We start from the raw sequence: 805 nt of genomic DNA, 5'->3' as shown, positions 1-805 counted from the left end.
GTCTGCTGAGGTAGAAATAATCATTATATAAGAAATAGTGTCAGCTATGATTTGTCAATTAAAAATGCAGAATTAGATTATGCAGTATAATTAGAAGTTTTACAATTTTATATTTCTTAATTTAAATCTAATTAAATCTTCTCTTAATATTGTTGTATAGCAGCTTTTATGATTTATTTATTAGTATGTTTTAAAAAGTCATAATTTTTTATTTTATCTAAGATAGCAAATAAGATCTATTTAACTTTAAGAAATGATAATTGTAAAAAATTAAGTAATAAACTTAAAATTAAAAGGAATTATATAATGAATTTAAAAAAAGTTACACTACTAGCTACTGGTTTGATTAGTATATCAATGGGTTTTTCTGCGGATAATGTTGCTGTAAAAAAAGATAGCTCTATATCTAATGGCAAACTTATATTTGCTGCGACTTTGATTAGGCATGGAGACAGAACTCCATATATGCCAATTAAAAATCCTCAATATAGCTATTCATGGAAAGGCGGTAATGGCGAATTAACACCTCTTGGAATGAGAGAAGAGTATAAACTTGGAAAGCATATAAGACAACTTTATATGGATAAATATCATCTTTTACCAAAAACGTACTCTAATGGAACAATTATATCTTTAGCAGGACAAGAAAATAGATTAGTCGTTAGTACTCAATCATTTTTATATGGACTATATCCTCTTGGGACAGGTCCAAAACTAGATTCAGGCTTACCTGCATTGCCAGGGGCATTAAATCTGATTCCTATATTTACTTTGCCAAATGCTCCAGTATTTGATATTGGATCTG

1 protein-coding gene is annotated in these 805 nt (G+C 28.2%); it reads left to right on the top strand.

Translation table 11 applies throughout. The annotated features are described in order from the left end of the window. Positions 1–306 precede the first annotated feature (306 nt). A partial coding sequence (locus DNK84_RS13765; RefSeq protein WP_119345021.1) for a histidine phosphatase family protein occupies positions 307–805 on the top strand: 499 nt, incomplete at its 3' end.

The sequence above is a fragment of the Facilibium subflavum genome (assembly GCF_003574485.1).
Lineage (GTDB): Bacteria > Pseudomonadota > Gammaproteobacteria > Francisellales > Francisellaceae > Facilibium > Facilibium subflavum.
The sequence above is the reverse complement of the archived record's forward strand: the minus strand, read 5'-3'. Positions and strand labels throughout refer to the sequence as shown.